This window comes from Curtobacterium sp. MCPF17_003 (assembly GCF_003224385.1).
Classification (GTDB): Bacteria; Actinomycetota; Actinomycetes; order Actinomycetales; family Microbacteriaceae; genus Curtobacterium; species Curtobacterium flaccumfaciens.
Genome location: NZ_QKLC01000001.1, coordinates 407,821 through 429,140, shown reverse-complemented (window position 1 = coordinate 429,140; position 21,320 = coordinate 407,821). Strand labels below are relative to the sequence as shown.

Here is a 21,320-nt window from a genome sequence, read left to right as displayed (position 1 = left end):
TGATGCACGACGGAAGCGGGGTTGATCCGCTCCGCACCTACGACGAGGCGTTCGACGGCGTCGGTGATGCGACCGCGGTCCTCCGACACAAGGACGGGTGCGCAGCCCTGCGGTTCAACGACCCCGAGGGTCGGCGTGACCGTGCAGGTCGGCCGATCCCCCACGAGTTCGTGCTCTTCCCACCCCTGAGCGAGCGCATCCGTTCGATGGACGCCGCCGTGGCAGAAGTCTGGCCGCTGGTGCGTGATCAGTACGCCGCAGTGTGGGACCAGCCGACCCCACCCGATTCCTGACGTCGGCCCTGGCGGACGGACCCCGAGCACGACGAAGCCCCCGGAGCAGTTGCTCCGGGGGCTTCCTTCAGTGTGTCGAGACTCAGACGGACTCGCGCTGGCGGCGGACCGAGCCGCGGACCAGCAGGAGGCCACCACCGAGGACGACTGCGCCGCCGGCGACCCAGAGGGCCAGGGCGGAGACGGTCGAACCCGTGAAGGCCAGCGTGCCGTCGGTGCCGGTGCCAGCGCCCGCGCCAGCGGCGGGGACAACAGCAGCGTCAGCCGGGGCGACGGTGAAGGCCGCGAAGCCGACGACGCCCGAGGTGGCGCCGGTGGCGGTCAGGTTGTAGGTGCCCGAGGCACCCTGGGGGAACGTGACGTTGACGTCGAGCGAACCGTCCGAAGCGGCCGTGTAGGTCTTCGAGACGGTCGTGGTCGGCAGCGCGCCGAGCGTGACCGCACCGGCACCGGTGACCTGGACGTTGACCGTCTCGTTGTCCTGGAACGCGCCCTCGGTGAAGTTCACCGAAGCGGTGCCACCGGCGACGGCGGTGCCGGAGACGGAGACGTCGGAGTCAGGCGTGTAGCCGGCGGCGTTGGCGACGGCCGGAGTGGCGAGCAGTGCGGCGCCAGCCAGCACCACCGCTGCGATGAGCTTCTTCATGAATGGTTCCCCTAAAGATCTGAAAATCCAGACCCTGACACCCAGAGCCCGCTGTTCGCCGATGGTTGACCCCAGCCACAGAGATGGCGGTTGTTATGGCGAAGTTGTCTCAATCTAGCGGAGTTTCACAGCTTGGTACCAGATCACGTCGATTTTGGTCATTGGTCGACGTGTGTTCAACCGCGTCAGCCCCGGCCCCCACGGCCTTACCGTCGGCCGATCGAGGCTCCAGACGCCAGAAACCCCAGGTGAGAGGCCCTCATGGTCGGAACTAGAACACGCTGTGCGTCAGATCAAGGCCCTTTGGACCCGGACAGGTTGGTCGCCTACCCCTCGGAGTGGGGGCACAGTTCCGGTTCGCTTTGCGGAGCTTTCGACGTCAGCCAGCGGCGAGAGGCTGCTCGCAATCGAACGTGAGCGGCTTCGTCTCGCTCTGGCGGACACCAGGGGTCGAGGTCGCCTGCACGGGGGACTTCGCGTACTTCGACTCCCCGAGGAACGCGACGCGGTACGTCAGGCTCTCTCCCGGTGCGAGCAGCGTCTGCAGCTGGGCCACCGGGTGCCCGCCGTCGGTCGCCGTCTGCACAGCCGTCGTCTTGCCGTCCTTCGTGGCGCCGAGGAAGATCGCGTCCTCGGGCGCGTACGCGGCGAGCAGGGTCTTGATCTTGCCGGGCTCCACACCGAAGATCCCACCGCCGGTGACGTACTCGGGCAGGCTGGTCGCGGCATCCGCTGGTGCCGTGTTCTTGATGGTGATCTGGACGACGGACGTCGGTCGTCCGTCCTTCCGGCACACCGAGCTGCCGACCGAGACGCTCTTGTCGAGGTAGTAGTCCATCTTCGCCCCGGTGCCGTCGTTCAGGTAGACGGCGAACCGGCTCGAGTCGGCGGTCGCCGTCGGCAGTCCGCCTGCGATCGGCGTCCCGCTGATGCGGCGCTGCTCGGCCTTCTCGGCGCTCCAGAGACGCAGCCGACCCTCGTCAGCGCTCTGGGTCAGGGCCGACACGAAGGCCTTCGTGTCGAACCCGCCCGACGCGACCTTGTCGAACACCGCGCTGGCGGCGGACGCGAAGAACGCGTCCTGCACGACCGGGTCGGGGTACTTGGCGTACACATCGCTCAGCAGCAACTGGACCGCGTTGTCTGCGGTCAGGGTGTCGCCGGTCGGCAGCTGCACCGGGCCGGTCGCCCTGAGCAGGTAGCTCAGCGTCACGGGGTCCATGGCGAGCACGCCGTCGACCTGCTGCGCGAACCGCTGCCTCCACATCTCCCGCGCCAGCTTCGCCGACACGTCGAACCGCGGCGTGAGCGTGACGTCTTGCATGTACTCGCCGGTGATGTCCCCGTAGAGCCCACGCGTGTCGTCGGTCAGCGGCAGCACCGGCTCGTCGTACGGTCCGAACGAGGACCCCGACGCTTGGCTCCCCAGGCTGATGGCGCCGTCCTTCACCTGTAGGAGCGCCACTGCGCCGGGGATGCCCCCGCCAGCACGCAACTCGGCGTTGTTCTGGAACAGCAGCAGGTAGTCCCGGTCCCCGTCGTGGCCGAGCATGGCCGGCGCGAGCTGCACGATGCGGTTCGCTGCGACCGCCTGCTCCGATGCTGACGACAGCGCGTTCCGAAGCTGCCCCACGGCGGTGGTGACCGGCGACAGCGTTCCACTGGTGTCGATCCGCGCCGCGTCGCTGCGTGCCTGCTGGAGCGTCTTCGTCGCCTCGGCGACCGCCGGCTGCGCGTCCTCGATCGGCTGGAGGTCGATCCTGCCGTTCTTCGGCGCGAACGAATCCGAGCCGAGCCCTCCGAGGGCGCCGGCGACCGGACTGACGGCGTCGCGGGCCACGTCGTCGACGATCACCGAGACGTCCCGCACGGCCCGCAGGTTGGTCCCGAAGAACGGTACGGACTGTGCCGCGCCCCAGACGGGGTCACCGGTCAGCGATCGCGCCGACGCTGCTTCATCCTCGAGGTGGCGCGCCGTCTTCTGGGCGGCAACGGTGTCACCGTCGGTCAGCTGGGACCGGAGCGTGTCGACATCCCCGACGGCCCGCTCCAGGTGCCCCTTAGCGAGCAGGCCGCGGACACCGACCCAGGCGACGGCGAGGATCAACAACAGGACAAGGGCGAGGACGACCCACAGGACTATCCGGGCCCTGGACCCCCGGCGTGCTGCAGTGCGTCGCGACTCGGGCGCGTCGGACATGAGGCGATCCTACGGTTTCGTGCGTCCGACACCCGTCACTGACGGACGGAATCCGCGTGTTCGCGGTACCAGTCGATGGTGCTGCGGAGCCCGTCTTCCAGGCCGATCTGCGCCGTCCATCCGGCATCCGCCAGCTTCGACACGTCCAGCAGCTTCTGCGGTGTGCCGTCCGGCTTGGTGGTGTCCCAGACCGTCTCACCCTCGAACCCGACGATCTTGCCGATCGTCTCGGCGATCTCTCTGATCGTGACGTCCGATCCTGTACCGACGTTGACCTGGTCAGGACCGTCGTAGTGCTCCATCAGGTGGAACACCGCAGCAGCCATGTCGTCGACGTGCAGGAACTCCCGACGGGGTGACCCGGTCCCCCAGTTCTCCACCGTCGATGCACCGCTGCGAGCGGCTTCGTCGTACCGGCGGATGAGCGCCGGCAGGACGTGGGACCCGGTCGGCGAGAAGTTGTCACCCGGGCCGTAGAGGTTGGTCGGCATCGCCGAGATCCACGGACGGCCGAACTGCCGACGGACGGCCTGCACCTGCAGGATTCCGGCGATCTTGGCGATGGCGTACGCGTCGTTCGTCGGCTCGAGGTGGCCCGTGAGCAGTGCGTTCTCGTGGATCGGCTGCTCGGCCATCTTCGGGTAGATGCAGGACGAGCCGAGGAACACGAGCCGCTCGACACCGTGCTCGACCGCGGCGTCCATCACGTTGACCTGGATCTGCAGGTTCTCGCTCAGGAAGTCGTGCGGGTAGGTGTTGTTCGCCATGATCCCGCCGACCTTGGCAGCGGCGAGCACGACGTGCTTCGGCTGCTGGTCCGCGAAGAAGGAGAAGACCGCGCCACGGTCCTTCAGGTCGAGCTCGGACGAAGTCCGACCCACCAGGTCGGTGAAGCCCTCTGATTCGAGCTTGCGCAGGACGGCCGAGCCCACCAGGCCCCGGTGTCCGGCGACGTAGACACGGTCAGACCGGTCAATCGGACCGGGGTTGAAGTCGGTCGTGGCCATCAGGAACCCCAGCTCTCGAGTCGAACGGTGTCGATCCACGGACGGCCCTCGTGCTCGAGCGCCGAGATGTCCGCGTCGACCATGATCCGCGCCAGCTCGGCGGTGTCGACCGTCGCCTCCCAGCCGAGCTTCTCCTTGGCCTTCGAGGCGTCCCCGACAAGGGCGTCCACCTCGCTCGGTCGCAGGTAACGCTCGTCGAAGCGAACGTGGTCTTCCCAGTTGAGCCCAGCGTGCGAGAAGGCGGTGGCGAGGAAGTCCTTGACCGTGAAGTTGCCGCCGGTCGCCAGGACGAAGTCGTCCGGCTCGTCGACCTGCAGCATTCGCCACATGCCCTCGACGTACTCGGCGGCGTACCCCCAGTCGCGGACGGAGTCGAGGTTGCCGAGGTACACGTGGTCCTCGAGGCCAGCCTTGATCCGGGCCACCGCACGGGTGATCTTCCGCGTGACGAACGTCTCACCGCGACGCGGCGACTCGTGGTTGAACAGGATGCCGTTCACCGCGAACATGCCGTAGGCCTCGCGGTAGTTCCGGGTCACCCAGTAGCTGTAGACCTTCGCGGCGCCGTACGGAGAACGCGGCCAGAACGGCGTCTCCTCGTTCTGCGGCGGTGGGGTGGCCCCGAACATCTCGGAGGAGGACGCCTGGTAGAAGCGCGTGTGGATGCCAGACACCCGGACCGCCTCGAGCATGCGCATCGTGCCCACACCGGTCACGTCCCCGGTGTGCTCCGGCTCGTCGAACGACACACGGACGTGCGACTGCGCCGCGAGGTTGTAGACCTCGTCGGGCTTCAGCTCACTGAGGAGGCTGACCAGCCGCGCGCCGTCACCGAGGTCCCCGTAGTGCAGGAACAGCTTGGCGTCGGGGTTGTGCGGGTCCACGTACAGGTGGTCGATCCGCGAAGTGTTGAACGTGGAAGCACGGCGGATAAGTCCGTGCACCTCGTACCCTTTCCGGAGCAGCAGCTCGGCCAGGTACGAGCCGTCCTGTCCGGTGATCCCGGTGATCAAGGCCTTCTTGGGCAACTGGTTCCCGTCCTCACGTCGTTTTAGTTCGACCGGGCGGCTGTCAGCCGCTCGGTCTTGATCTTGCTGCGGAGACCGGTGCTCGGTCCGGTCACGATCTTGCGAATGAAGAACTTGTCCGAGGACGCGACTTCCAGCCAATCCTCCTCGGTGAACACCCGGATGAGAGTCGGATCGATCAGGTGGAGGTTGGCGTAGCGCCAGTTCCCCGGGCCCACGTAGTCCTCGAAGCCACTCGCCGGTGTCGCCGAAGCGAAGCGGGTGCGCATGATCAGGGACTGGTAGAACTTCTCCTCCGGGCAGAAGATCGCTGCGAAGTACCGCTCGACCTCCGGCGTCACCAGCGCTTCCATCTCGCGTAGACACGCCGCTGTCACCGCGAAGTGCGTCCCGCCGTGACCGATGCGAAGCCCGTTTGGAGGAACCGGGGAGCGTTTCGTGCTCATGGGGCCGTCGATGAGTCGGATGATGCCGTTGCGGGCCTTGCGGAGGACTCGGTTGCCGGTCCGGGTCGACAGGAAACGCATGTCGCGGTGATGCCGTCGGTCGACCTGTCTGCGGTACTTCTCTTCGCTCGTGGAGATCTCGAACGCGCGGATGAACTGCCGCCCCCGGTACTCCTCGAGGTGAGCGACCAATTCGTCGACTGCTCGGAGCGGGTAGTCCGAGCCGGAGAGCAGCACGAGGTAGTCGTCGTCGTTCGCGAACTCGAGTCCGTTCCGCACGAGGGCTCGGATCGCACGGACCTGCGAGTATCCGCCCCAGTTGACCTGCACTCGGTCCTGCAGCATCCGGACGTTCGTGCAGTGCTCGACCGCGGCTGCGAACGGGGACAGATCGACCTTCGCGTCGACGTGGACGATCACTTCGTACGGTGACAGCGCTTCGACGAGTTCCCGGAGGTGTTCCGCGTCCTGGAAAGTGTAGACAAGGAAGATCGGTTGCACGGCCGCCCCTTCGTTGTCCAGGGGTTCAGACCGGAACATCCGCCCTCCCGGCCCCTGATCGGCTGAATCTACCGTACGAGCGTCAGCGCCGTCAGCCGGACCGAGCTCGCTTGCGTCCTGCGGAGGTTCCGAGCCTCATGACAGCATCTCGCCGCGACGCCCGAGGATCCCCCGGCGACGGAGGATCTCCAGTGGCGGGAAGAATCGACGCGTCGCGCCCACCCACACGACGAGGACGGCGAGGCCGACGAGGCCTGCGGCCACCCGGACCGACCCGAAGCCGAAGTCGTGGAAGAGCACCACGAGTGAGCCGTAGAGCACAAGGGCGAATCCCGCTGGCTGTGCGTACCCGAGCACGAGTTGCCGGAGGTCGAGCGCTCGGACGCGGTGCGCCTGGATGATGTGGACCACGTGCCGACCGATCATCGCCGCGATGAGTGCGAGGAGGGCGAAGACGTACTGCTGGTGGACCACGACCATCGCGACGCCGACAGCACTGAGGACGAAGGCGACGGCTTCGGCCAGCCAGATCGCTTTAAACAGCGCTGCGGACTCGAGGGCACCGGCGAGGAGGATCATCAACGGTTGCACGCCTCCCAGTACTGCGAGCAGCGGCAGGATCTGGCCTGCGAGTTCCCACCCCGGTCCGAGCGCGAGGTAGACGACTTCCGGTCCTACTCCAGCGATGACGGCACCGAGTGGCAGGGTGAGCCATGCGACGAGGCTCAGCATGTCCAGCCACACTGCTCTCGCAGCCAACGTGCCGACCTCGTAGCGACGGAATTCCGGGTAGATCACCTGCATCAGCGCGTTCTGCAGCTGCGAAAAAGGGACTGTTGATAGGACGTCGGCCCGGTTCCACGCTCCGAGCACGCCAGCCCCGACGAACTGGCTGACGCTCCACCGCGGAGCATTGCCGGAAATGTACTGGAAGACAGATACCGCGACGAGCTTGGTGCTGAACCGAACGTTGTCCGATCGAAGGGCGAGCCGCCCTGGAACCAGAGCGCCGCGGAGCCGGGTGACCGCCCAGAGCAACGTGCCCCACTGCCCGACGATCGCCGAAACAGCGAGGGACTCGGGGGTCCGGAAGACGAGAACTGCGCCCGCGCCGACGATCATTCCCGCGACATTGGCGCCAAAGGTGGCTATCGCCATTTGACGGAAGGCCCCTTGACGGCGGAGGAGGCCGGTGCTCAGGCTGAGAAACGGCATTACCAATGCACTCGCGGCGAGGAGACGAACAGCACCGGCTGCCTGCGGAGCGCCCCAGAATGCGCTCCAGAGATCTGCCGTGACCAGGGTGAACAGCGCCGCTGCCATGCCGAGGAGCAACGCGTAGGTGGCGAGGGGCCGTGTCGATGACCGGTCCGCGTCCGGCGCTCGGGCAGCCGTCTGCGACAGTCCACCGGAACCCAGCAGGTTGACGAGCGCCGCGATCGACAGCGCAACGCTGTAGGCGCCAAATACTCCGGGGACGGCGAGCCTTGATGTCAGCGCTGCGTAGGCGAGTTGCACGACGACCGTCAGGAGCTGCATCCCGTACACCCATGACGCCCCGGCAACGAGGCGCCGTCCGTTTGACGTCACGAAGCGGCACCCGAGATCAAGTCGCCGAGTCGGGAGCCATCGAGGCCCCGACCCTCGTGGTACGCCAGCCACCGACAGGTATCCGGGATACGGTCCCACCAGGGGACGCGTGCGATCACGGGGCCCTCGAGACGAGCGCGGCGAGGAATCCGAAGGGACTCGGCGCCGCCACGATTACTCGTGCGGCTGCGATCTCGATGAAGTCCTGGTCGCGCTCGCCGGCATCGGAGATCGAGACTCCGATCGCTTTCAAGTGCCGCAGGTCTGCGGCATCGCCCGAGGTGAAGAGCCTGATCGGCATTTGCGCGAGCGCGGTAACGGTCCTGATCTCGGCGATCAGCCGTCGATAGTAGGCGAGACCGATCCAGCGGTCTGGATGCGATTGCGGCGAGATGTCCCCTCGTCGGGCGTGGATCGCGATGTGGTCCGCGTTCGCCTCGATCTGGCGAAACCGTTCTCCGAGGTATCCGCCGAGGAGCGCTCGGCGCAGCGGCTCGGCCGCAGGCGTCTGGTCCCAGCGACGCTGGTTCAATGCCAAGCGCCCGACCCATGGGCGAGCGGAGCGGGACGCGACTCGGTTTGTCGCGCGCTGGAGCGCAGGAAGCGCCCAGTCCTCGTTCTCGAACCCCGTCGCGGCGATGCGCCGCTCGGCCACACTTCCGGAGGGCGCATCAGCCGTCAACTGCGACAGGTCGAAGAGCCCCTTCGAGTCCTTCGTCACGTCCCCGCCGAGGTATGGCACTCCCAGGTCTGCGGACCAGAGGTAGCCGGCGATCCACGTCGACAGCTGATGCCCGAGATCCGGGTAGGGGTCCACACGGACGCGGAGTCCGAGCAGGTTCCGCGGCGGCACCAATCCGTCGAGTGGCGTCGAATCACCAATGACCCGCCGCAGGTCTCGGGCATTCATACCACGTTCGATCCGGAGGGAAGCGCGAAGTGGAAGCGTCCTGATCGGCCCGATCTTCACTCCCGACCTCCCCGTTGCCCGGCCCACACGGAGCGAGCATCAGCGGGATCGATCCACCGGGTGCGCCAATTCAACATCTGGACCATGAGGTCGTCCTGTCGGAAGTGCTTCGCTGCGAACTCACGCCCAGCTGTGATCGCCTCGAGCCGGTCATTTGTCGTCGTGTCGGCCAACACGCGCTCGATGGAACCGATGAGCGCTTCGGGGGTCCGACCGCGCACCAGGAATCGGCCGGTGTGCGCGGGAAAGAGCTGGTCGTAACCGGGGTGGTCGGTCGTCGCGTGGATGGATCCGGCGGCGAGCGATATCGGCAATCGGTTGGAGAAGTACGACGCTTCGGACGCGAAGTGATCCCAGTTCGCGCTGACCCAGCCCGAGGTGATCGCCTCGTCCTGTGCTTCGAACGGCACGGGCCCCTTGGCCGTCGGGCCGTCCCAGCCTCTTCCGTACACAGCCAGTCGTTCTCCGAAGTGCTGCTGCATCAGTTCTACGAACCGGATCCGCTCGCGCCAGTCCGGCAGTCCCCTGAACCGAGGTCGGTTCCGGTTGGCGACGATGACGACGTCGTAGGGACGGTCCTGGCGAACCGGACGGTCGAAGTTCGAGGTCCTGGTCGGTTCGTAGGCCGACGGGATCCAGCGGACGTTCGTGCTCCCCGCTCGCCGGAAGTTGTCGCTGAACACGCCGCTGCCGACCGTGAAGACGACGTCCGCAACCCGTGCTGCTGCCCGCGCCTCGGGAGGGATCGGATGGAGGTACCTCGAGTAGGGGTCCGCCTCGTGGTAGATGAAGTCCCGCGGGCAGGCCTGACGCAGCGATGCGAAGTGCTGTCGCCGTAGGCCGGTGTGGCCGAGGTGCTGCATGAGCAGGATGTCCGGCTGGAAGTCCGTCACCCGTCGGACGAGCTCCTTCCGATGGGCCTCGGCGGCGCCGCCGTTCCGGATCGCGTCGAGAACGCTGAAGGTCGCGAGCTCGGCGACCTGGCCGGCTCGTACCAGCGATTCCAACGGGTCACGGAAGCCGAGTTGGCGGAAGCCCCCGAACTCGTTCGGCACGTAGAAGATCCGTGGGGAGAGGTCAGCCATCGGCCCCACCCATCGCCGGGTCCTCGGCGAGCCGGACGCCCCGGCGGCGCAGCGCGTCCCAGTGCACGGTCAGTTCTCCTTCGCCGAACCGCGGTCCGAGCGCTCGCGCCGGGTTCCCCGCGACGACGGTGTTCGGCGGCACGTCCCGAGTCACGACCGAACCAGCCGCGATGATGGAGCTGTCGCCGATGGACACACCGGACAGCACGATTGCGCCGAATCCGATCCAGACGTCACTGCCGATCGTGGTGGCGGCGCTCAGGGCGGGGGTGTCTCCGACCCAGGGCGTCGCAGTGATCGGCACACCCACGACTGACATGTCGTGATCGCGTCGGCCGACGATCGCCGCTCGGTTTGCGATCAGGACACCGTCCCCGATGCTGCCGTCGACCTCGATGCGCACGTCTGAGCCGAGGTGGACGTCCGAGCCGATCGTCAGGGACCTCGGAGCCCAGAGTCGGACCCGTGCGCCGAAGCGCAGGTCCTCTCCACAGGACACGGTGGTTGGGAGGGAACTGAACCAACGTCGCCGTCTGATCGATGCAAGTGCCCGTCGGATCACTGCGCAGCCCTTCTTCGTCGAGTGGTGACGGCTCGGTAGACCTCGGCGTACTCGGATGTGCCCCTGGCTGCGCGGAAGTCGATCGTCGGAGCGCTTCCCGCTCCGACTGGCTCGCGGAGCCGTTCGGTCCACTCTGCCGGTTCCCGGCTCCCGAGCGCCACGACGCTTCCCTGCCCGGCAGCCCACCGGAGTCCTGGGACGTCGGACACGACGGCGGGGAGGCCGACGACCAACGCTTCGGCGAGCGCGACCGGCATGCCCTCGTGACGGCTCGGCATCGCGAAGACACGTCCGGCGAGGAGTGCCGCTGCCGGATCGCCGACCCCGCGACCGGCCAGGAGGCCCGCCTGGTCGAGTCGCTCGAGGAGTTCCCGTTCCGCCGGTGCCACGTCGTCCTCGGAACCCACGTGCACGACGCTGAGGTTGCCAAGGAGCGCGGCCTCGAGGACGACTTCGTGGCTCTTGATCTTCGAGCAGTTCCCGACGATCACGATCGGAGCCGTGGACGGCACCGTCGCCTGCGCACGCTGTGCGGCGAGCTCGAAGAAACGGTCTTCCACCCAGTTGTAGATCACTCGGACTCGTCGCCCGAAACGCGCTTCGTTCGCCGCCACGTCCGGGCTCGGCGCGATCAGCGCATCGACCAGACGATCGGCGATGAGCGCTTGCGCGGCGCGCCGGAGGAACCATCGGCCGCGCGCGTCGAACACGTTGTGGATGGTCCGCACGACGGGCAGGCGCCTGTTCGACCTGCGGACCGCGAGCACGGTCTGCAGGTAGCGGCCTTCGGTGTGGATGTGCACGACGTGGGGGTCGACCTCGGCAAGGAGACGGTGCAGGACCTGCCGCCCTTCCGGGGTGTGCAACGCGCTGTCGGTGGTGTGCACGGAGTAGCCGGCATCTCTGATCGCACGCTCGAAGGGATGGTTGCGGCCGACGCCGAAGACATGGCCCTCGACGCCTGCCGAGTCGAAGCCGCTGGCCCCGGAAACGAGCATCCGTTCCATGCCGCTCGGCCGGAGTTCACCGAGGACGTGCAGGACTCGCGTCCCGGGCGTCATCCGTGCACCGGGAGTCGACGGGAGCGGCCGACCACGGGTGTCTCCGTCGAGATCGCCTCTGGGAAGTCGCGGTCCAGGAACACCAGTGCCAGCGGCAGACACGTCCACCACTGCCACGAGTACGTCCACCCGTAGACCAGGAAGCACACGAGCACGGCGGTCAGGAAGACGTCTCGGTTGGCCCGCAACCCGGCGAAAAAGCGCGGCAGGAAGATGATCAGCATCGCGCCGAGACCGACGAGTCCTTCTCGCAGGTACACCGTGACGTACCAGTTGTGCGGAGCGAAGACCACCCAGCGGCCGACGCCCTCGAACCTGCCATACCCGTGGCCGAAGGGTGCTCCGAAGAGGACGGTCATCGCACCTTCACCCACCGATTGCACGATGAGGCCGATCCAGCTCGTGAGACGGGCCGAGTACGTCCCCGTGTTCGATGCCGATCCGGCGAACTCGGCGACGATGCCGCTCGACGACGATTGCACTGCCGACACCAGGATCCCCCCGATGAGCAGCGTTCCGAAGAGCAGCGCGAGCGTATGGCGAAGTGCACGCGGTCCACGCATGAGCAGCACGAGGGCGACCGCGAGGGCGGTGAGCCAGACCGTTCGTTGCTGGCTGACGATCACGAACACCATGAAGAGACCGAACAGCCAGACCCAGCGCGCGCGGGCGTCGCGCTGCCATAGCCGGAGAGCAAGGACCGCACAGATCGTGAGGAGCAGCGCCTGCCCCGACACCAACGGGCGTCCGGTTTGACTGAGCTCTCCGCTGACGAGCACGAAGTCCGCGGTCCCACCGAGCCCGTACCGCGCGACGTGGTAGACGCCGACGACGCACAAGCCGATGCCCTGCACGATGACGAAGAACTTTTCCGCGTAGACGATCTCGGTTTCTGGCCATGGACGGGTCACCGCCCAGAACAGGATACCGAGCACGTACAGGAACCCACGGGCTTCGTTGACGGCCACGCCGAGTCCGAAGGTCGCAATGCCCTGCACGAGCGAGAGCGCGAGCACCGCGACGAGCACTGCGCCCGCCACCACTGCGACGGGGCGGAAACGTCGGACCACAGCCCGAGCGTCGAGGAGCCCCGCGGCGATCAGGCTCACCGCGAGCCCGTCGCCGAGCGTGATGGTCGTGCCGCCGAAGGTGCCGATCGTCCCGAAGTTCGGGTACTCCCACGCCGTCACGGCATAGAGAGACACGATCCAGTACACAACGCGCGGCTGCATCCGCACGAGCCCGATCGCCAAGACCAGGAAAATGACCGCGACGACGAGGAACAGCAGAGTGGTCATCGGCGTACCCCTCCACGTCTCGCTGCCCGACGAAGGGTGCGACCCCACCAGAGCGCGTAGGACGCGGTGTAGAAGAACCACCAGGACCGCGCGTTGTGTCGACGAAGGTAACGCCGCAGCGAGCGAGGATTGCCCGCGCCCTTCTGTCCGGTGTACGAACGCCAGGCGGCCACGAGGGAGTGGTGCGACACGGCAGGGTTCCGGCTGCAGTAACCCGCTGTACCTCCGAGGACCCAGATGGGCACGCCCTTCGAGGTTGCCCGCATCCCGTAGTCGACATCCGCGTACGCGTGGCTGAAGCCTCCGTCGATCGGGCCAACCGCGCGGGCGATGTGGACGGGCATGAGCACGATGTTGCCGTTGAAGGCATCGGCCCGCTCGGCTTCAGTAGCACCGTTCGGGGGCTGGACGAGTGCGAACGCCAACGGGTGGGGCCCCTCGCGTCGAAGGCCGCCGTACGTCAGTGCTCCCGAGGCGGGGTCCACGGTGCTTCCGACGAGGATCCCCGCCTGCCGCTGCCGTGCCGCTTCGATCAGTGAGCGGAGCCCGGAGCGCTCGAGCAAGACGTCGTCGTTGAACCAGAGCAACCAGTCGTCATCCCGGACCTCGTCTCGGCCCAGCACGGCGGCTTCCGCCGTGGCCATCGACCGGGCCCAGAACGCCGAACCGTCCCCTCGCAAGACCGTCAACTCCTCCACGACGGCGGTGGCCCGCGCGATCGTGTCGTCCGACGAGCCGTCATCGAACAACGTCACGTCGTACTCGACGCCAGCCTCGGAGATTGCCTCGCGGAGCGATTGCAATGCGGACTCTGTGGTGCGGGCGCGGTTGTGGCTCGCCACGATCACGTGCAACTTAGTCATTGTCGTCCTTGATCGCTGCGTTCAGACCGTCCTGGAAATGATGTGCCATGTTCTCGACGGAATACTCCTCGGACGCTCGGCGACAGCGTTCCTGCATCGTCAGGAGCTCCTGCCGTTCGTGGAGGAGTCGCACGAGCGACCACGCAGCGTCCTCCACCCCATCGGCCACGACGCAGGTCCGGCCGGGCTCGAGGTACCCGAACTCCGGCCCGTGGAGCGACGAGGCGAGTGTGACGATGGGTCGACCTGCGACGAGGCTGTCGAGCGCGACCAGTCCCACGCGACCGGGGAGCAGGAGCAAGTCGCTATCGCGCAGCAGCGCCGCCTTCGCGGCTCCGGACACCGCGCCGCGGTAGTCGAGCCACGCGAATCGGGCTGCCGCGGACTCGACCGTCGGGCGAAGCTCTCCGTCCCCGCCGATCACCAGGCGGAAATCAGGATCCGCGCGGTGAGCGGCCTCTCCGATCGCGATCAGCTCGGCGATATTCTTGCTGCCGTCGAGGCCGCCGATGAAGGCCACCTGGCGCTCCGACTTCGTCGATTCGACGGCCGCGAGCTCCTCTCGGAGCAGCCGGACGTCGGTGCTGTTGTACAGGACGGTGGTGCGCTGCGGGTCCCGGCCAATGCCGGCTGCCCACTCGGCGCCTGCCGGCGTGTAGGCGAAGAACCACGTAGCCTTTCGCGTGATCAGGCGGCTGTACAACCGCTCGAAGCGGGACGGAACCTTCACGACGTCAGCTCCGTGACCCCATAACGCCGTCTTCCGCGCGGTCCGGTTCCAGAGCAACAGCAGCGGGAGGTCGAGGTTCCGCCGGGCTTGCTCCACAACGATCAGATCGGCTCGCCACACGTCAAGCGGCAGGACGCGGACGGTCAGTCGTTTCCCGAACAGCCGAAGCTCTCGCTGTCGGATCCTCCGCAGCCACGGCCGCTCCTGCACGCCGTCTCGACGCTGCGCGAGCGCGCCAGCTGGGTCCCCGGCGAAGACGATGAGTTCGTCGCCCGTGTGCGACAGCGCCTCGGCCAGCCGGTCGAAAAGTGGCGCTCGGTACGCGGGGACGTACTCCTGCACGATCGCGAACGTTCGTCCTGTCACGTCACGCACCTCGCTCGAGGAGTTCGGCCCACGCCGCGCTGTACTGGGCGAGTCCGAATCGATCGCGGGATGTTGCGAGGGCTCCTGCTGCGAGGCGGTCGCGGTCGTCTCGTGATGACACGATCGTCCGGCAACGCTCAGATGCCGTCTCCCAGTCACCGCTCCTAACAAGGAACCCGTTCACGCCGTCGTCGATCACGTCGCGGAGGCCCCCGACGTCGTAGGCGACGACCGGAACGCCCAACCGCATCGACTCCAGGACGGTCAACGGCTGTGCCTCGTAGCGGTAGGTGCTCGGGAACACGAGCACCTCCGCGGTCGCGAGCAGATCGTCACGAGCCTCGTCGAACAGCGCGCCGACGAAGTCCACCCGGCCTCGCACGTCCGGATCGAGGATCGATAGCAGACCCTCCGCGTACTCGCCGGAAGACGCTCGCCCGATGACGATCGCTCGCGCGTCCGGGGCGTCGCCGAGGCACCGGTTCACGATGAGCATGAAGTCCTCGGCGCCCTTGCCCGGGATCAGGTTCGACACGAAGGCGATCGTCGACGAGCCGCCGAGCCGTGTGGCGCGCCGCTCCGGTCCGCCGACCGCGTTCGGGATGATCCGGCGGGAGTCATTGAACTGCTGCACGTCGGCGAGCATCGACTCTCCGAGGACGACCAGGGAAGCAGCACCGCCGAGCAGGAGATTGACCCCGCAACGATGGATCGGCCCTCGGTCCGCTAGCTCTCGGTAGCCCGACGTGTGGACGTACGCTACGTAGGGACGACGCATCACACGCAATTCCACGCTCATCACCACATCGACCCAGAATGACGGCGGCCGGTTCGTGGTGAAAAAGACCACCGCCGCTTGCCTGTGGTTGCGGAGCGCCTTTCCGAGTCGGAACAAGAGCGAGATGCCGCTGAGTGCCTTCTTGAGGCTCCTAACGCCGATCTCGTCGACTGACCTGCTGAAGCGCCGGTCCACGAGGACAGGTCGCCGACCAGAACCGACGAGGACTTCCATGAAGGTCCTCGTCATGACCGTCGACCCGTGAACGGGTGGAGGCAGCTGACTGATCACGATGACGTCGCCGTTCAACTCAGCCACGTCGTCTCCTGACGGCAAGCACGAGGAACGTCAAGTTGCCCAGGAGGTAGCGGCGCCACAGGCGCCGCGGCTCGCGGAGGAGACGGTACATCCACTCGAGACCCGTTCGGCGCCACAATGAAGGTGCTTCGACGACGTCTCCGGACACGAAATTGAAGGCAGCACCGACAGCCAGCACGACCGCGGGGTGCAGCGCAGCGAGTCTGACTACTTCGTAGTCCTGCTTCGGGGTTCCGATGCCGACCCACACCACGTTCGCGGCGCACTCCCGGATCAATGAATCGATGTGGTTTCGATCGCTGTCTCCGAACTCGGTGAAGGGGGGACTGAATGCTCCCACCACGACCGCGTCGGGGTGGTTCCGAGCGATGGCCGCCTCGAGGCGTGCCAGTGACTCCTCGTTCCCGCCGAGCAGGAAGTGCCGGAGACGATACGCCGGCTTGGATGAGAGGATCTCGCGGAACGCGTCCGGACCCCTCAAATGTGCGACCTGGCCGCTCATCAGACGCGCGATCCACGCCAGGGGCGTCCCATCGGCGATATTCACCCCGCCTGACTGGAACAGGCGCAAGTAGCGGGGTTCGGTCGTCAGCGACACCGTGTACGCGTTGACGAAGTGGACGGGGATCCCCCCTCCATCGAGCCGCTCGGCGACGGACCGCAGCTGCTCAAGGACTTCCGAGCCCGGCACTGCGACCAGCGGCACGCCTGCCGCACGGACCGTTGGGAGGGTGATCACGGATTCGCGGATGCCCGGCTCCGCCCCATCGAGATTGTTGTTACCGGTCATCTAATACGCACCTTGGCTCGTTGCAATCGCCTTGAACGTCTTCCAGAGGATGAGGAGGTCTGCCACGATCGACCAGTTCTCCACGTAGTAGAGATCCAGCCGCACGGAATCCTCCCACGACAGGTCGGATCGACCGCTCACCTGCCAGAGCCCGGTCATGCCCGGCTTCACCAGGAACCGACGGTGGACGTGGGTGTCGTAGCGGGCGACCTCGCGCGAGAGCGGCGGCCGGGGTCCGACGAGCGACATGCTGCCGGCCAGGACGTTGAACAGCTGCGGCACTTCGTCGAGGCTGTAGCGGCGCATGAACCCGCCGACCCGGGTGACCCGGGGGTCGTTCCGCATCTTGAACAGGACGTCGTTGCCCTCGGCCCGGTCGAGTGCGCTGAGCTCCTGCAGGCGTTCCTCGGCGTCGACGACCATCGAGCGGAACTTGATCATCCGGAAGGTGCTGCCGTTCAGCCCGACGCGCTCCTGCCGGAAGAAGACCGGACCGGTCGAGGTGGTCTTCACCAGCACGGCCAGCACGAGGAGCAGCGGAGACAGGACGACGACGAGCAGCCCTGCACCGATCAGGTCGAAGGCGCGCTTCGTGTAGAGCTTGCGCCCCGAGTACGTCGGTGTCTCGACGTGGATGAGCGGCAGGCCCTGCACCGGCCGGGTGTGGATGCGGGGGCCACCGATGTCGGTCAGGCTCGGTGCGACCACCAGGTGCTGTCGGCCCGGCTCGAGCGACCAGCTGAGTTGCCGGACGCGCTCCGGCGGCAGGTCGTCGGAACTCGTGATCACGACGGTGTCGGCACCGGTCTCGCGCAGCGCGGACCCGACGTCGTCCAAGCCGCCGTGGCTCTGGATGGTCGACCCGGCCAGCAGACCGCGGTGGTTCGTCGACACCACGGCGCCGACCACGCGGTAGCCGGCTTCGGGGGAACGCGCGAGTTCGCGGCCGATGTGCAGCACGCTCGCCGGTGACCCGACGAGCAGCACCGTCGCGGAGTAGGCGCCCCGCTGACGCTGGGCCACGAGCCACTGGCGCCACATCCACCGGGACAGCAGGAGGACGAGGATCCCGATCGGGAACGCGATGAGCACGTAGCCGCGGGCCAGGTCGACGTGCAGCAGGAACGCCGCGATGGCGAGCAGGCCGAACACGCGGACGCTGGAGTCCGCGACCAGGCGGTACTCGGTGCTGCCGACGCCGATCACCCGGGCACCGCGGGTGTCGTACAGGGCGAGTGCGCTCATCCACACGACGATCACCACGATGGAGATCGCGGAGTAGCTCAGTCGCAGGTCGGCGGTGTTGGTCGCCAGGTTCGACTCGAGTCCGAGCCAGGCGATCTGCACGCCGAAGACGACCCAGATCAAGGCCAGCAGGTCGGTGAAGAGCACGCGGCGCGAGTACGTGCGGCTCCACTCGTCGGTGGCTCCGATGGCGCGCGGTGCGCGGAGCGCGTCCGCCGTCACGAGGATGACCCGGTCACCACGTCGCCCCACCGTCCGACGAGACCCGGACGGTCGTGCCGTCCCACAGCCACACGTCCTGGCCCGCACGGTCGATGGTGACGGTGTCGTCGGTGTCCGCGCCGTCGGCGCAACCGACCGGCGTGACGGGGGTGCTCGGCGTCACCCCGGCGGCGGGCATCGTCACGAGCTGCACGCCGTCGCACGACGCGACCCCCACGCGGGCCAGTGTGTAGTCGCTGCCGTCGACGGCGATCGAGCGCACGCCGCCCATCGGCACGTCGACCCAGGCTCCCTCACCGGTGCGCCACTCGAGTTGGCCGTCGCAGATGACGACCGCGGTCTGCTGCCCCTGGAACGCCTCGATCGGGTCGGTGCACGGCGCCTGGACGGTCCCCTTCGAGAGCACCACGCCGTCGGCACTGATGCCGGCGCCGGCGGCGCCGGGCGCCCCGGCTTCCCACGTCACGCCGGCGTCGGTGCTGGTCCGCGCCGTCGTGGTGCAGTCGTCGCCGACACCCGCCAGGATCGAGAGCTCCGCACCGGAGGCCCGGATCGCCATGAGCGATCGCACATCCGTCCCGAGTCCCACCGGAACCCACGTCGCCCCGCCGTCCACGGAGTGTTCCAGAACCGGCCGCGGGCCGCCGCACGACCCACCGGACGCACGCCACGCCTCCTGGCCGTCGACCGCTGCCAACAGACGGCGACCCTGCTGCTCGGTTGACGCGGCGTCCGCGTCGGCAGACGCACTCGGCCGCGGTGTCTCGCGCCGGTCGGGCGTCCCCGTGAAGGTGGGGATGGGACCCGCGGGTCCGTTCTCCTCGGGCGCCGTGCGACCGAGGGCGAGCGCGACGAGCACCACGTCGATGACGACCAGCGCCGCCACCACGACGGCCACCAGGATGAGCGTGGTCCGAGGCAGTGCCCGGCCGAGGCTTCGGGTCCCCCGGCGAGTCTTCATGTGAGTGTCCCCGTTCAGCGTCCGGCGCGGCGGAGCACGCTCAGCTTCTTGCCGACCCGCTTGGGCGGGTTGACCGTCGCGGCGGCGTCCTCGTCCTGGCCGTAGCCGTACCCGTAGCCGTACCGGCCGTAGCCGTAGGCGCCGGGGCCCTTGAGCGGCATCTTGGTGATGACGAAGCCGGAGACCGGAGCGCCGACGTTCTCGAGGGTCGCGACGGCAGCGGCGAGCTGGCCCTTCAGCGTCTGCCCCGAGGCGACCGCGACGATCGCGCCGGAGGCCTTCTTCGCCAGGATCGCCGCGTCGGTGACGGGCAGCAGCGGCGGAGCGTCGAAGAGGACGTAGTCGAACTGCTGCTCGAGCCGTTCGATCAGGTCCTGCATGGCGCGCGACCCGAGCAGCTCTGACGGGTTCGGCGGGATCGGGCCGGCGGGCAGGACGACGAGCTTGCCACGACCCCAGGGGTGAGCGACGTCCTCCAGGTCAGCGCGGCCGATGAGCACGTCCGTCAGGCCGGCGTTGCCCTCGACGTCCATGTACTCGGCGACGCGGGGGCGGCGCAGGTCGGCGTCGATCAGGATCACGCGGAACCCGGCACTGTCCAGGGCGATCGCCAGGTTCGCGACGGTGGTGCTCTTGCCCTCGGACTGCATCGACGACGTCATGACGAAGGTGCGAGCACCGCTGCCGATGTCGAGGAACTGCAGGTTGGTGCGGAGCGTGCGGAACGACTCGGCTCGGGGACTGCGCGGGTCGACCTGCACGATGAGCGGGCGCTCGGCGGCCTTGGCGTCGTAGGCGATCCCGCCGACGACGGGCTTGTCGCTGATCTTCTCGACGTCGAGTTCGGTACGGACCCGGTTGTCGAGGGTCTCGCGCAGCACGGCGATCCCGATGCCCAGGGCGAGCCCGACGAGCAGCCCGAGCGCGACGTTGACGGGCACGTTCGGGCTGACCGGGACGCTCGGCACGTCGGCCTGCTTCACGCGGGTGAGCTTGACCGTGCTCTTGCCACTCGCGTCGGTGGCCTCGATGTCCTGCACGACGTTGGTCAGGCTCTGCGAGGTCGCGTTCGCGATGTCGGCAGCCTGCACCGGGTCGGTGCCCTCCACCGAGATGGAGATGAGGGTGGTGCTCGTCGGCGCCGTCGCCGACACCATCGTCGCGAGCTGGTCCGCGTTCATGTCGAGCCCGAGCGACGAGATGACCGGCAGCAGCACGATCGGCGTCGACACCAGGTTCGAGTACGTCAGCACCCGCTGCTGGGTGAAGGTGTTGCCCTGGGCCAGGTCGCTCGCACTGCCGGACGTCTCCGTGGAGACGAAGACCTGCGCCGATGCCGAGTAGACCGGCTTCTTCAGCAGGGAGAACCCTGCGGCTGCGGCCACTCCCACCAGGGCGAGTACGACGATCAGCACCCATCCCTTGCGGAGCACCGTGATGTAGTCGCGGAGTTCCACGCCTTTGCCTTCCCCGATCCCAACCGTCCCCGTGGTCCCGACACAGGCACGCCGGGGTACTCCCAGCGCACGGCATACAAATAGTGCCACAGGAACGAGCACTGCTCGGGGGAAGTCGCCATCCGGCGCGCGGTGTCCTCTACGGTGGCCCCATGCGCTCCGAGTCGGCCAAGACCACCACCGAGCCCAGCGTGCGGCGACAGCGGGACCTCATCGTCATCCTCGTCGCACTCGGCGTCGCCGTGATCCTGACCCGGATCGTCGGACAGGTCACCCGGACTGGGGGCATCCCCTCGCCGGTCCTGCAGGTGCTCGCCGCGGACGCCGCCGTGTGGCTGCCGCTCGTCGTCGCGGCCGCCGTGGTGCTCCGTCGGACCCCGCGTTCGGCGATGGTGTCCCGCCTGCGGCTCGACCTCGGGATCGTGGTCTTCGCGATCGGCATCGTGATCGTGTGCCGCGCGGTGGATGTTTTCCTGTCGATCGCGTTCACGGGGTCGACCGGGCTGGTCCCGGCACCGACGCTCGGCACGCCCGACGTCGGGCTGCTGCTCGTGTCGGCGATCGGCATCGTCGTCGTCAGCCCCGTGCTCGAAGAAGTGGTGTTCCGCGGGCTGTTCCAGCGCCGGCTCGCCGCCGAGCTCACGCCACGCACCCGGTTCCTCGCGGTGCTGGTCACGGCGTTCCTGTTCGCGCTGCTCCACCTGCTGCTCGGTGCGGGTGGCACGTCGCTCGGCGGGTTCCAGGTGTTCGTGACGACGTTCCTGCTCGGCCTGCTCACCGGCACGCTCGTCGCGATGACCGACCGCATCGGCGGCGCGATCCTGGCGCACGTGCTGTTCAACGCCGTCGCGGTCGTCGCCACCTGGCCGCGCTGAGCGTCCGGGGCTGCTTTCCCAGACGAGG

20 protein-coding genes are annotated in these 21,320 nt (G+C 67.7%); 2 read left to right on the top strand and 18 right to left on the bottom strand.

Annotation, left to right across the window (positions count from 1 at the left end; translation table 11 throughout):
- The first annotated feature begins 2 nt into the window (after positions 1–2).
- The gene (locus DEJ30_RS02025) at positions 3–293 is read left to right on the top strand and encodes a hypothetical protein (RefSeq protein ID WP_258369771.1); all 291 of its coding nucleotides are present in this window, start codon (positions 3–5) and stop codon (positions 291–293) included.
- Positions 294–375: 82 nt separating this feature from the next.
- Here the strand turns inward: DEJ30_RS02025 and DEJ30_RS02020 are convergent, their stop codons facing one another.
- The 18 genes from DEJ30_RS02020 to DEJ30_RS01935 form a co-directional block, all read right to left on the bottom strand.
- Positions 376–939 carry a hypothetical protein gene (locus tag DEJ30_RS02020; protein ID WP_110858813.1) on the bottom strand — a complete coding sequence of 188 codons (564 nt, stop codon included), beginning with the start codon at positions 937–939 and terminating at the stop codon, positions 376–378.
- Between the two features lie 379 nt (positions 940–1,318).
- Positions 1,319–3,139: a DUF4012 domain-containing protein gene (locus DEJ30_RS02015; protein WP_110858812.1), complete on the bottom strand. Its 1,821-nt coding sequence runs from the start codon at positions 3,137–3,139 to the stop codon at positions 1,319–1,321.
- A 35-nt stretch (positions 3,140–3,174) separates the two neighbouring features.
- Entirely contained in the window at positions 3,175–4,146 is a 972-nt protein-coding gene (locus DEJ30_RS02010) for a GDP-L-fucose synthase (RefSeq protein ID WP_110858811.1), read from the bottom strand.
- Positions 4,146–5,174 carry a GDP-mannose 4,6-dehydratase gene (gene gmd / locus DEJ30_RS02005; protein ID WP_110858810.1) on the bottom strand — a complete coding sequence of 343 codons (1,029 nt, stop codon included), beginning with the start codon at positions 5,172–5,174 and terminating at the stop codon, positions 4,146–4,148. Before gmd ends, DEJ30_RS02010 begins: the two co-directional genes overlap by 1 nt.
- Before the next feature lie 23 nt (positions 5,175–5,197).
- Positions 5,198–6,040, bottom strand: a complete 843-nt coding sequence (locus tag DEJ30_RS02000) for a beta-1,6-N-acetylglucosaminyltransferase (protein WP_181419954.1) — start codon at positions 6,038–6,040, stop codon at positions 5,198–5,200.
- 216 nt (positions 6,041–6,256) lie between these two features.
- Positions 6,257–7,711 (bottom strand): oligosaccharide flippase family protein, encoded by a 1,455-nt coding sequence (locus DEJ30_RS01995; RefSeq protein ID WP_258369784.1) that lies wholly within the window; start codon positions 7,709–7,711, stop codon positions 6,257–6,259.
- 115 nt (positions 7,712–7,826) lie between these two features.
- Positions 7,827–8,621 (bottom strand): hypothetical protein, encoded by a 795-nt coding sequence (locus tag DEJ30_RS01990; protein ID WP_110858807.1) that lies wholly within the window; start codon positions 8,619–8,621, stop codon positions 7,827–7,829.
- A 56-nt stretch (positions 8,622–8,677) separates the two neighbouring features.
- Positions 8,678–9,766 (bottom strand): hypothetical protein, encoded by a 1,089-nt coding sequence (locus DEJ30_RS01985; RefSeq protein WP_146238470.1) that lies wholly within the window; start codon positions 9,764–9,766, stop codon positions 8,678–8,680.
- Entirely contained in the window at positions 9,759–10,265 is a 507-nt protein-coding gene (locus DEJ30_RS18590; protein WP_309146754.1) for an acyltransferase, read from the bottom strand. Before DEJ30_RS18590 ends, DEJ30_RS01985 begins: the two co-directional genes overlap by 8 nt.
- Before the next feature lie 59 nt (positions 10,266–10,324).
- Complete coding sequence (locus DEJ30_RS01975) at positions 10,325–11,389, bottom strand: glycosyltransferase (protein WP_110858805.1); 1,065 nt, start codon at positions 11,387–11,389, stop codon at positions 10,325–10,327.
- Positions 11,386–12,687, bottom strand: a complete 1,302-nt coding sequence (locus DEJ30_RS01970) for an O-antigen ligase (RefSeq protein ID WP_110858804.1) — start codon at positions 12,685–12,687, stop codon at positions 11,386–11,388. The genes DEJ30_RS01975 and DEJ30_RS01970 overlap by 4 nt, the downstream gene beginning before the upstream one ends.
- Entirely contained in the window at positions 12,684–13,550 is an 867-nt protein-coding gene (locus DEJ30_RS01965; RefSeq protein ID WP_110858803.1) for a glycosyltransferase family 2 protein, read from the bottom strand. Before DEJ30_RS01965 ends, DEJ30_RS01970 begins: the two co-directional genes overlap by 4 nt.
- Positions 13,543–14,622, bottom strand: coding sequence for a glycosyltransferase (locus DEJ30_RS01960; protein ID WP_181419953.1), 1,080 nt, complete (start codon positions 14,620–14,622; stop codon positions 13,543–13,545). Before DEJ30_RS01960 ends, DEJ30_RS01965 begins: the two co-directional genes overlap by 8 nt.
- 25 nt (positions 14,623–14,647) lie before the next feature.
- Positions 14,648–15,742, bottom strand: a complete 1,095-nt coding sequence (locus DEJ30_RS01955; protein WP_110858801.1) for a glycosyltransferase family 4 protein — start codon at positions 15,740–15,742, stop codon at positions 14,648–14,650.
- The gene (locus tag DEJ30_RS01950) at positions 15,735–16,532 is read right to left on the bottom strand and encodes a WecB/TagA/CpsF family glycosyltransferase (RefSeq protein ID WP_110858800.1); all 798 of its coding nucleotides are present in this window, start codon (positions 16,530–16,532) and stop codon (positions 15,735–15,737) included. The genes DEJ30_RS01955 and DEJ30_RS01950 overlap by 8 nt, the downstream gene beginning before the upstream one ends.
- Positions 16,533–18,029, bottom strand: a complete 1,497-nt coding sequence (locus DEJ30_RS01945; protein WP_110858799.1) for a sugar transferase — start codon at positions 18,027–18,029, stop codon at positions 16,533–16,535.
- A complete protein-coding gene (locus DEJ30_RS01940) occupies positions 18,013–18,960 on the bottom strand; it encodes a hypothetical protein (protein ID WP_146238469.1) in 948 nt (315 codons plus the stop codon). The genes DEJ30_RS01945 and DEJ30_RS01940 overlap by 17 nt, the downstream gene beginning before the upstream one ends.
- Positions 18,961–18,974: 14 nt before the next feature.
- Positions 18,975–20,417: a polysaccharide biosynthesis tyrosine autokinase gene (locus DEJ30_RS01935; RefSeq protein ID WP_110858797.1), complete on the bottom strand. Its 1,443-nt coding sequence runs from the start codon at positions 20,415–20,417 to the stop codon at positions 18,975–18,977.
- A 152-nt stretch (positions 20,418–20,569) separates the two neighbouring features.
- On the opposite strand from DEJ30_RS01935, the gene DEJ30_RS01930 reads away from it, so the two are divergent.
- Positions 20,570–21,292 carry a type II CAAX prenyl endopeptidase Rce1 family protein gene (locus DEJ30_RS01930; protein WP_110858796.1) on the top strand — a complete coding sequence of 241 codons (723 nt, stop codon included), beginning with the start codon at positions 20,570–20,572 and terminating at the stop codon, positions 21,290–21,292.
- Positions 21,293–21,320: the final 28 nt, after the last annotated feature.

Coding starts and splice junctions, on each gene's coding strand:
- DEJ30_RS01950 (WP_110858800.1), bottom strand. CDS start 16,532: ATGACCGGTAACAACAATCTCGATGGGGCGGAGCCGGGCATCCGCGAA.
- DEJ30_RS02020 (WP_110858813.1), bottom strand. CDS start 939: ATGAAGAAGCTCATCGCAGCGGTGGTGCTGGCTGGCGCCGCACTGCTC.
- DEJ30_RS01990 (WP_110858807.1), bottom strand. CDS start 8,621: ATGAATGCCCGAGACCTGCGGCGGGTCATTGGTGATTCGACGCCACTC.
- DEJ30_RS01970 (WP_110858804.1), bottom strand. CDS start 12,687: ATGACCACTCTGCTGTTCCTCGTCGTCGCGGTCATTTTCCTGGTCTTG.
- DEJ30_RS01930 (WP_110858796.1), top strand. CDS start 20,570: ATGCGCTCCGAGTCGGCCAAGACCACCACCGAGCCCAGCGTGCGGCGA.
- DEJ30_RS02010 (WP_110858811.1), bottom strand. CDS start 4,146: ATGGCCACGACCGACTTCAACCCCGGTCCGATTGACCGGTCTGACCGT.
- DEJ30_RS01985 (WP_146238470.1), bottom strand. CDS start 9,766: ATGGCTGACCTCTCCCCACGGATCTTCTACGTGCCGAACGAGTTCGGG.
- DEJ30_RS01975 (WP_110858805.1), bottom strand. CDS start 11,389: ATGACGCCCGGGACGCGAGTCCTGCACGTCCTCGGTGAACTCCGGCCG.
- DEJ30_RS01965 (WP_110858803.1), bottom strand. CDS start 13,550: ATGACTAAGTTGCACGTGATCGTGGCGAGCCACAACCGCGCCCGCACC.
- DEJ30_RS01940 (WP_146238469.1), bottom strand. CDS start 18,960: ATGAAGACTCGCCGGGGGACCCGAAGCCTCGGCCGGGCACTGCCTCGG.
- DEJ30_RS02025 (WP_258369771.1), top strand. CDS start 3: ATGCACGACGGAAGCGGGGTTGATCCGCTCCGCACCTACGACGAGGCG.
- DEJ30_RS02015 (WP_110858812.1), bottom strand. CDS start 3,139: ATGTCCGACGCGCCCGAGTCGCGACGCACTGCAGCACGCCGGGGGTCC.